A 9,480-nucleotide genomic window follows, 5' to 3' on the forward strand; every position below is an offset into this window, starting at 1 on the left:
AAAGGTCGTAGGCGCTTTTGCGCATAGCCTCGTCGGCCCGGTCGTACATGATCATCAGAATGTGATGCATGTCGCGCCAGCCGACCAGGAATTCACCGATATAGTCGAAGCCATGGTCGTGGCAGCGGCTCTTGATCAGGTTGTACTGGGCAAGTGCTTCCGAACCGTTCGGTGCCAAGAGCGGAGAGAAATTGACGTGTCCACCGCCGCCGATCCAGTTCATGATGCTGAATTCGGTCATGTTCGGTTCACCGCGCATCAGGCGTACGCGATAGTCCCAGGCGGGATCATTCTCACGATCGAGGTACAGCTTCGCTCCGGGAATGCTCATCAGGGCATCCTCGACGATCTTCCAGTTGTTCTCGATAATAGGCGGCGGGCCGTAGAGTGCGCCGTAATAGTTCCACATCCCCAGTTTGTGGTCCGAGGCGATCTGTTTGCGGATCGACTGCGGCAGCGGGCCCTTGCCGTCGAAGTAATGGCGACGTGTGGTCTTGGCCGAGACTTCCCACAGAAGATCGACCGCCACGGCGGCGTTCGGGATGATCTGGTTGACCTTCAGCGGCCGGGTGATCTCGAAGATCGCCTCGAGATCTTCCTCGCGCTCGTAGGTTATCATGAACGGCTTGTAGCCGGGAGGTTCAGGCATCAGCCAGATGCCCATTTTCGTAACAACGCCGAAATTCGACTGGGTAAACATGCCGTCGAACTGCGGACCGGCGGCGTGCTTGGTCACCTGCCAGTGTTTCGACCCCGCGAGTGCGCCCTGGCCGGTCCGTATTACTTCGCCGTCGGCCAGCACCACCTCCATGCCGCACTGCATGGTGAAATGGTCGCCATAAGGGGTGTAGCCTGCGCCATGTTCCAGCGCATTGCCCATCACACCGCCCCATGCTGGCGCTGCGGGATCGATCCAGAGCTTGCTGCCGATCGCGCGCAAATGGCGGTAAAGCTGCATGTACGAAACGCCTGGTTCGACAAGGGCATAACCGTATTTCTCGTTGACTTCGATAATCCGGTTCATCCGACGCAGGTCAAGCATCACATAGCCGGACTTGCGCGGGGCAGGGCCGCCATAAGCGAAGTTGCGCCCGGTGCCGATTGTCCAAATGGGTATCTTATAGGCGTTGGCGATCTTCAGGATCTTCTTAATCTGTTCGACGCCTTCAGGAGCAACAGCCGCTGAAGGCAGAAACTCACCGTCGGCGAGGGGTGAATAAGCGTCCCTGTAGCTCGACAGCGGTTGTTCATCGACGTACACACGGTCCTTGCCGACGACTCCTGCGAACTCGTCGAGCGCATTGGAGAAATCGGAGGCGGCAACTCCTTGGGGAACAATGCTGCTCACGATTGATATCCTTCAAATTCATGAACCCATGACACCAGCATACCAGGGCTGCTGACAACTAACGCGCAGGCCCCGGAAGTGCAGGCGTTTGGGACTTGACGTGATCTGCTACCAATGGCGCTCTGCAACTGGTGAGCAATTGCCACCGGCCAAGCGTGTGTCGTGTTCTCAATCAGGCGTACGCTTCCTTCGGTGCGATGACCCCATCTGCCGCCCGCATAGTGATGCTGCCAGAACTGCCGCGCATGCGCGCCGCGTTCGCCCAGCAGCTGCCCTGCGATCATCGCGACGGGATCAGATGTCATTCCGATAACCGTCCCCGTCGTTGCTTCAAGTTCGTGCAGTAAGCCATTGAGCGATTGGTCGATGCGGATCACTTCACCTGCAAAGCCGCTGTCGATCAGAGCGGAAGCGAACTGGCGGCTTTCAGGCACGCCACTTTCCTCAACCACGGTGACAGTGCGGCTCCGGCCCGGTTCAAACCGCGCAAGTGTACCCAGCCCAACGGCAGCGGTGCCGAGCGCTCCGGCTCCCAAAACATCCCTACGCCTTAGATACCAAGTCATCATGCCTGCCTTTCGATTTTCTTGACTGGCAATGCCGGATCGGGGTTTTCGCCAGTCAATCCCTGCCAACGATTCTCCAGGTTGCGATGAAGTCCGAATTGATCAAGCACCCGCATGCAGCTGTGATCGATAATTTCGTCGATTTCGAGTGGGCGATTGTAAAACGCTGGTACGGGGGGGAAGATCACCGCGCCCATTTCTGTGCACGCAGTCATGTTGCGAAGGTGTGCCAGATTAAGCGGCGTTTCTCTCGTCATCAGCACCAGTTTGCGCCGTTCCTTAAGCATGACGTCCGCCGCGCGTGTAATCAGATTGTCGGACAGGCCATTGGCGACTGCAGCCAATGTCCGCATTGAGCATGGCGCGATCACCATGCCTTCGCACAGGAACGAACCGCTCGCGATGCTCGCCCCTACATTGCGGCTGCTGTGCACGACGTTTGCAGCATCCTCGAATTGCTGCCGCCCATCGACAAGCTCTTCGCGGATGTTGAGCAAGGCGGCCTGCGACATGACCAAATGCGTTTCCCAGCCAGCTTGATCTTTCAGCATTGTCAACAGACGCAACCCGTAGATCGCACCGGTTGCTCCGGTTATGGCAACGACGATCCGTTTCACGAGCGCACAGCGCCAACAAAGGTTGGTTCTAAAACTTCAACGAATGGACAAGATACACTTGTCAACAATCTGTCACCCTTCCGCTTCGTCTGAGACAAAAGGGGGCGGCAAGTTAAGCCGCCCCCCGATCCTAAGTTTTAGAATTCATAACCGACCCTGAGGAACCATTCCCGTGGGCGGGAAAAGTTGGCAGTTGCCAGACCAGCCACATCAAGATCGACAAAGCCACCTTGGATGTACCGCTTATCAGTCAGATTGGTAACGCCTCCGGTGATCGTGAAATGATCTCCAGGGAGGGTGTATGAAGCGTTCGCACCGAACACGCTGTAAGCGGGTTGGAAAAGTTGCGGGTTGTTGATAGCGTCCTTGAAAGTTGAACTCTGATGATACCAATCACCACGGAGTACCAGCTTGCCGTTTTCATTGTCGAGCACAGTCGCATTCGCTGCAACGGTTCCTGTCCATTCAGGCACCATAGCGAACTTGGAGTCGATGTTCACAGGAAACGCGCTCGCAAGCACCGAGCGATAGCCAGCGTCCAGATAGCCCAGGCCGTAGTCAATCCGCAACCAATCGGTCGGGGCAGCCTGTCCCTCGATTTCAAAGCCTCTGATCCGTCCGACACCACCGTTGCGTGCCTTGGGTGCAATGCCCTCGCTGACGACGATCTGGATGTCGGTATAATCAGACTGGAACACCGCCATGTTCAACCGCAGGCGGCGATCGAACAACTCGGTCTTGAGGCCGACCTCGTAGGTTTCGACGAATTCGGGCGTGAAGGAGGGGGTTACCAGTTCGCCCGGGAAGATACGCTGGGTGAAACCGCCGTTCTTGAATCCCTTCGAATAAGAGACATAGCCCATGACATCATCACTGAACTCGTAGTTTGCCGACACTGCCGGGGTCCACTCCTTGGCCTTGGCGGCAACTTCGACAGCGGGGACAACGTGGTTGCCGCCCGGATTGGTTGCCGAGGGAACGCAGGTTGGATCGGGGAACCCATCAGGCCCGAGCACTGGCGCAGCCTGTCCGGTGATACAGCGAGCAAACTGGATGAACACACCATCTGGATATGGGCCAGGCAAACCGGCCGTCCGATCGACGGTGATGACTTGCACAGACGGATCGAAGCGCTTTGTTTCGTCAGTGTAGCGAATGCCCGGGGTGATCGAAAGCCGGTCCGTAACCTCAAATGTCGCCTGAGCGAAGGCGGCGTAACTGTCATTGTCGATCCCGCCGCCGCTAAAGAAATCGGCGAAGCCAAACTGCAGCAGCTCGTCGCCGAACCCCTTCTCCTTAAGGTAATACGCGCCGAGAGTAAATTTCAACCGGTCGTCCAGCACACTTCCGTTCAGTTGAAGTTCCTGGGAGGCCTGCCACAGGTCGAGCTTGTTGGTATTCTGGACTACCACGTGTGGCGTTGCGTCAAAGTCTGACTCAATGATTGAATTTTGTTCGCGATAGGCGCTGATCGATTTCAGGGTCAGATTCCCTAAATTATACTCCAGCGTGAGGTTTGTACCCCAAAGGTCGAAATCGGACTGGTTGTTGCTGCCAGCCCATGTCGTGTCGATGTCACCGGTAACCCAGCGAGAGGAGACACAGTTGGGATTATCAAGGGGTGCCAGTTCGCCGGGCGCACCGCACTGACCGGCCCCGCCGCCGAGCTTGTTGTATCCAAAATTCGCACTTGGGAAAGCGAACGTACCGTTGGGAGTGGTGACGAACTGCAACAGATCGGGCGAATCCCGGTTTTCGATAAGAGTATTTGAGGCGGTCCCTTCGCGACGAATGTTAACGTCGCCTGCCAAGGTCGCTGTGAAAACATCACTTGGTTCCCACTTGAAGGCTACGCGTCCTGAGAAACTGTCCTTGTCGCCCTGCCGGTCACCGTCAACCAGCCGCAACTGGTAGCCGTCGCGCGTTTCATAGGATGCGACCGCTCGCATGGCGAGCGTGTCGCTGATGGGAATATTAATGATCCCCTTGATGTCCGCCCGATTGAACCGACCGGTAGCGGCCTCGAGCTTGAGCTCAAACTCGTTGGAAGGCTCGCGGCTGTTGACGACGATCGCGCCGCCAATGGTGTTCTTGCCGAAGAGCGTTCCCTGGGGCCCACGAAGGATCTGTACACTTTGGATGTCGGCCATTTCCAAGAGACCGCCAACCGACCGCGCCACATAGACACCATCAACATAGATGCCCACGCCAGGGTCTACCGTGATATTGAAGTCAGTTTGCCCCACACCACGGATGAAAGCGGTGAGTGACGCGCTTGATCCGGAGATATTCGCAACTGGCTGGATAGCGACGTTCGGCGCGTAGGATGCAACCTGCGCGACGTTGGATATCTGCCGACCTTCAATCATGTCACCGCTCATCGCAGTAATTGCGATTGGGGTGTCTTGCGCATTTTCTTCACGTTTGCGTGCGGTCACCACAATTTCATCGAGACCTCCGCTGCTCTGTTCGACGGCTGCTTGGACATTTGCCGCATCTTGCGCCCAAGCGGGGGCGGATGACACGACCATAGCTAAACCGCTGCCAGCCAAAAGAAATATTCTGTGCCTATTCTGGTTCATTTCCATCTCCCTAAATACTTGTTTTAATTAAATCATTGGAACGAATAAGATTATAAGAGGAATTGGGATCAAAAGCTTCTTTTTTAGAGCGGTCATGCTAACTGGGGGCTTCCTATCGACCACACTACGCTGCCAAAAGCGGGGCTACGAGTTTCTTAAAATTGTAAAGGAAAGCTTCCTTCATTGCACCCAACACTCTCTCTCTGAAAGCAGCCTTTACGACGCTAAATACGTGCGACTTTGCATCGAGCGCGGCCAAACGCCATGCTGTCGAGAGCGACGATGGTTTTTGGACCCACACCTCGGAAGCTCCCATCCATATTAATCTTTTATAAACTTCATACTTTGAATTTTAATCAAGAAGATAACTTTCAAGAAAATCGAGGCGATCGTTGCCCCAGAATATCTGATCATCGACAAACATCATCGGCGCGCCGAATACGCCTCGCTGGTAGGCTTGCGTACGGGCCTTGCGGTATTCGCCCCGGCCCGCGGGTGAAGCGACGAATTCGCACAATGCATCTGCGTCCAATCCAACGTCTTCGGCACAGCCGCGCAACTCATTCCGATCGCGCGGATCGATCCCGATCCCCCAGATTCGGTGGAACGCGGCACTAACAAATGCTTCCGCCCGGCCTTGGCTGCGGGCATAAAGCGCTGCACAGTTCCAATCCGAACAGGCGAAGCTCGCGGGAAACGTCAAAGGTACCCCGTACTTGACCGCCCAGCGCTCCAAATCGGCCATCAGGACCTTTATCTTGGGAACAACTTCGCGGTTGGACGGGCCATAGTTTCCGGCAGCAATCTTCGCCTCCGGAATGTCGATCGGCCAATATTCGATCAGGCAGCCGGTCCTGCGGGCCAAATCAGGCAGTTTCGCCTGCGCGAGGTAGCTGAACGGACTGATGAAATCGAAATAGAAATCGATCTTTTTGGTCATGACGCGGCTCCGTAACCCACTAGCTTTTCGTAGTTTTCCCAGAATCCAACGATTGAGCCCTCGGTGACCAGGTGATCTGCATCGTCCGCACGGCCTCCGCCCATGGCGATGTAAGATTCTGCTTCCATTTCGCCAATGACGGCCCTTTGGACGATTTCGACAGCTTCACCATCTTCCATGGAGATCAGCCCGGCCGGACCGATCAGGTTGGTTTGCTTTTGCCGGATAGCCTGCATCTCGGCATCATCATCAGCGTAGCCGAAATGGGTCCAGACAAGCTCGAAGCCGTCGGTGCCCTTGGTTAGTATCTGCCGCACCGCCAGGGTGTTCTGAATCTGCTGGAGCACCAGATTGGGGAACACTGCGAGGATAACGAGGGTTATGCCATCATCGAATTCCTGCCGACCTTTAAGGAGCGACATGTCCTGCAGCTTGAAATCGGTGTTAAAGGTGCGAGAATCCCCATAGGCCTGCTTATCCGCGGCATCGTCGTTGCTGGCAGCGATCGAGTAAAGCAGCGAATGACGCTTGTTCGCGTCCATCACGCTTTTGCCCGTCTGTGTCGATCGGTATAATCCGAATGTGTTGTGGAACAGGTGGAGTAGGCTTGCGTGATATGGGTCGCGCGTGTTTTCGGCGTAGAGCTTCCAGTTGCCATGCACATGCTGGCGCTGGTCGCCCAGCACCTTGATTGGCTTGCACATGATGCGCTCGATGTGCTCGATCACGATCGGCCCCAAAAAGTCACGCAGCGGTTCAACGGTTTCAGAGAAACTGGCGAAAACCAGACCGCCAATGCTTTCCGCACGGAGCTTTCTCAGGCCGTGTTGCTTCATGTCGAAGTCACCGGGCATGCCGCCCTGACCCTTGAGGCCACGCCGGAATGGGACTCCGATCAGATTGCCTTCCAGATCATAGGCCCACTGATGGTATACGCATTCCAGATTTGGGCGGTTGCCGCGCACTTCGCGGCAAACCAGTGCACCGCGGTGCGCGCAACGATTGACCACGGCATGCACTTTACCGTCACTGGCACGGGTCACTATGACCGGAGTCTCGCCCACGAAGGTTGATTTGAAGTCTCCCGGTTCGGGCACTTCCGCTTCCAGGGCAACGAAAGACCATGTTTCTCCCTGGAAGATATTCTCTTGCTCTCGCCGATAATATTCCGGATCGGTGAATACGCGATACGGTACACGGCACCCGGCAACGTCCGATGCATCCGAATCTTGACTACCCTTAAGCACTGTTTCTGGCATAAGTAAAATCTCACAATCGGCTTATATTGGACGTACCATCATTGTATCTATGACATTCGTGTCAAATACAGCGACTTTCGATGTAAAGAGCGGTTTCTCTCCGCTACAGTCGATTTCATCGATATATTTGCCGGAATTGTATATTTCCGTACGACCGTCCGCTCGAGTCATGAATACGGTGTAATTTGTTTGAGCCGTGATCTTTAATTCGTGTTCTGACACGATGCGAGTAGGCCCCAGAATATGACGATAGCTGTGCACCGGAAAGATATTTGCTTTGCGCAAGGATACGATGCGGTCGACCAGCATGCCTTTGCTATCGCAGAATATCGCCGAGACGGTCAGATTGCGGTCATGGTTCTCGCGCGCGATAACCTTGTAAATGCAGTCGTCCGCGAACAGCTCTGGCCATTCCTCAAGTCGATCATCATCTATCCACTCGGCATGGATGGCGTTGATTTCGGTTGCAAGATACTGCAAGCGAAGGCGCTCGGAAATGTTCGGATCCATCTCAGGCCACTCCTTCCAGTTGATCGATGCAGACCCACCCGTCTTCGATCCTGACGGGGTAAGTCTTGATCGCAACCTGGCAAGGAAAGGCCTTCGCCGCCCCAGTGGCGATATCGAACGATCCACCATGAAATGGGCATTCGATGATGCCGCCATCTTGGTACCCATCAGTCAGCATTGCGTTTCCATGGGTGCACATGTTGTCGGTGACGAAGATATCACCATCGACGTTGTAGACAGCCAGCGCGGGCAGTTGCTCCAGAAACACTCCGACCGGTTCGCCATCCTTGACGTCAGCAACCGGGCAAAGACGTACCTTACTTGTCATCGTGCTTCGTAATCCTTTGATGTATTTGATATAGCAGCCAGTCTGGAGGCGGCTTACTGGAGAGGAACATCCATGCCGTACCCCTGGGCCTCATTGCCGTGACCGAAAATGTCGCGGGTGTAGAATTCCTGCTGGGCAGGCGCCTTACGAGCACCCCAACCAAATTCCCACAGCCAGCCAGAAGGGTTGGCGCAGTAGAAGGTGAGGGCCAAATCGTTGGCATGCTTGCCGAGCTGAAGCGCGACATCAATCTGACGCTCGCGCACGATGTCGTGGGCGAGCCCGAGGTCGTCCAGTTCGGTATATTCAAACATCAGATGGTTAATGCGCTTTTCCATCGGGCCGAGGCCGAAGGCGACCGAGTGCTGCCGTTCATTGCAATGCATGAAGTACGGCATGGCCACCATGCCGTTGGGCAGATGCAACTGGTATTCAACCGATCCGCGCAGCCCCAACAGGCGGTAAAACGCGGCTGCGGCTTCGACATCGTCTTGGCGCAGGATGCAGTGACCGATCCCCTCCGACCCGGTGACGAATTTGCCGAACATGGGGCGTCCGGGATGGAAAGGCTTGTGGGCATCCACTTGCGGGCCGTAGAAGATTTCGGTGGGGTTTCCACCGGGATCGGTCAACTTGGCCAGGCCGAGCACGCGGCGCTCGCGGGCTTCGGCATCGCTCGCCACAGTCACTGCTATCCCGGCGTTGGTCAGCTTTTCAACCATTGCCTCGAACTCGGTCGGATCACCAAGCCGCCAGCCCATGTAGGCGAGATCGTCAGTGTCGCCTTTGATAAGTGCTATGCGATGATGCCACAGATCCATCCGGAGATAGATGCGATCACTCTCACCTTCGTCGACGACTTCCATTCCGGCAACCTCTGCTGCGTAGGCTCGCCACGCATCGAGATCTGTCACTGACATGCCGAGATATCCAAGTTCGCTGACCGATGACATTGACTGCTCTCCCAAAATTGCCGCCTTTTTTGGCGCTGTGTCCAGCATGCTCGACGACGCTAAACATGCGGCTTCGGCACCTAATCTGGAAACTCTATTAGGCGAATGTTTCGCTGGGTGCAATACGTTGCACTGAATAATTTTTAGCGGTAGGATAGCGGCCTGGCATTGGCTGGTTGATTCGCCGACAGGTGATTGGCGAACTGGTAACTGTTCAGCGACCGGCATTTGCAATGGCGCCGGGGCCAATTGATCGCAGAAGCGACGTCGGGTCAAAAGGACGATGCGGGAGAGACAGGTAATGAACGCGAAAGAACGACTGGTTGGGCGTATCGCCAACCTGCAGGTCCTGCGGGGACGGCTCCAATCCTGGTTGG

At 55.7% G+C, this 9,480-nt stretch carries 9 protein-coding genes; all 9 read right to left on the minus strand.

Features of this window, described 5'->3' with window-relative positions:
* On the minus strand, window positions 1–1,348 hold a 1,348-nt coding region (locus tag SxD43FB_RS22275), incomplete at its 3' end, for an FAD-binding oxidoreductase (protein ID WP_096063998.1).
* A complete protein-coding gene (locus SxD43FB_RS22280; RefSeq protein ID WP_255245862.1) occupies window positions 1,345–1,983 on the minus strand; it encodes a hypothetical protein in 639 nt (212 codons plus the stop codon). The genes SxD43FB_RS22280 and SxD43FB_RS22275, both read right to left, overlap by 4 nt.
* Window positions 1,914–2,531, minus strand: a complete 618-nt coding sequence (locus tag SxD43FB_RS22285) for a UbiX family flavin prenyltransferase (RefSeq protein WP_051520059.1) — start codon at window positions 2,529–2,531, stop codon at window positions 1,914–1,916. The genes SxD43FB_RS22280 and SxD43FB_RS22285 overlap by 70 nt, the downstream gene beginning before the upstream one ends.
* A 137-nt stretch (window positions 2,532–2,668) precedes the next feature.
* Entirely contained in the window at window positions 2,669–5,113 is a 2,445-nt protein-coding gene (locus SxD43FB_RS22290; protein ID WP_255245863.1) for a TonB-dependent receptor, read from the minus strand.
* 352 nt (window positions 5,114–5,465) lie between these two features.
* Complete coding sequence (locus SxD43FB_RS22295; protein ID WP_096064000.1) at window positions 5,466–6,053, minus strand: 2-hydroxychromene-2-carboxylate isomerase; 588 nt, start codon at window positions 6,051–6,053, stop codon at window positions 5,466–5,468.
* Complete coding sequence (locus SxD43FB_RS22300; RefSeq protein WP_043152416.1) at window positions 6,050–7,312, minus strand: Rieske 2Fe-2S domain-containing protein; 1,263 nt, start codon at window positions 7,310–7,312, stop codon at window positions 6,050–6,052. Before SxD43FB_RS22300 ends, SxD43FB_RS22295 begins: the two co-directional genes overlap by 4 nt.
* Window positions 7,313–7,333: 21 nt before the next feature.
* Window positions 7,334–7,822 (minus strand): aromatic-ring-hydroxylating dioxygenase subunit beta, encoded by a 489-nt coding sequence (locus SxD43FB_RS22305; protein WP_051520061.1) that lies wholly within the window; start codon window positions 7,820–7,822, stop codon window positions 7,334–7,336.
* Between the two features lies 1 nt (window position 7,823).
* Window positions 7,824–8,150: a non-heme iron oxygenase ferredoxin subunit gene (locus SxD43FB_RS22310; protein ID WP_043152418.1), complete on the minus strand. Its 327-nt coding sequence runs from the start codon at window positions 8,148–8,150 to the stop codon at window positions 7,824–7,826.
* Between the two features lie 53 nt (window positions 8,151–8,203).
* Window positions 8,204–9,103: a biphenyl-2,3-diol 1,2-dioxygenase gene (gene bphC / locus SxD43FB_RS22315; protein ID WP_043152420.1), complete on the minus strand. Its 900-nt coding sequence runs from the start codon at window positions 9,101–9,103 to the stop codon at window positions 8,204–8,206.
* Window positions 9,104–9,480 lie beyond the last annotated feature (377 nt).

The sequence above is a fragment of the Sphingobium sp. D43FB genome, from assembly GCF_002312805.1.
GTDB lineage: Bacteria > Pseudomonadota > Alphaproteobacteria > Sphingomonadales > Sphingomonadaceae > Sphingobium.